Origin of the sequence: Photorhabdus sp. RM71S (assembly GCF_042879355.1) — a bacterium.
GTDB classification, from domain to species: Bacteria; Pseudomonadota; Gammaproteobacteria; order Enterobacterales; family Enterobacteriaceae; genus Photorhabdus; species Photorhabdus kayaii.
Window position 1 is genome coordinate 1 of record NZ_JBHFKV010000260.1, and the last position, 286, is coordinate 286.

At 45.1% G+C, this 286-nt stretch carries 1 protein-coding gene; it reads left to right on the plus strand.

Annotated features, from left to right (window positions below):
- Positions 1-133 precede the first annotated feature (133 nt).
- The coding region (locus ACGF5R_RS24805) for a hypothetical protein (protein ID WP_387693309.1) at positions 134-286 on the plus strand (153 nt) is incomplete at its 3' end.

A 286-nucleotide genomic window follows, 5' to 3' on the forward strand; every position in this document is an offset into this window, starting at 1 on the left:
CGAGTTGGCATGCTCTTTAACAGGGTGGGAAAAAACGGCGGAGAAAAAGGCTGTTAAATCAAAGGGAAAAGTGGCCTAAAGAGTATGATAGCGTCGGGATAGTGCCGAAGACCCGCTAGGGCTGAATGGGGGCCTGAATCCCTATGCGTATGTCCATAACCCGGCAAACTGGATTGACCCATTCGGGTTAGCAGGTAAAAATTGCCAAGATGTTGGTAATAAGCCTAAAAATGCTCAAGAAATGGCAGAGGAGTTAGCTAATCAACTTAATAAAAATACAGTGACA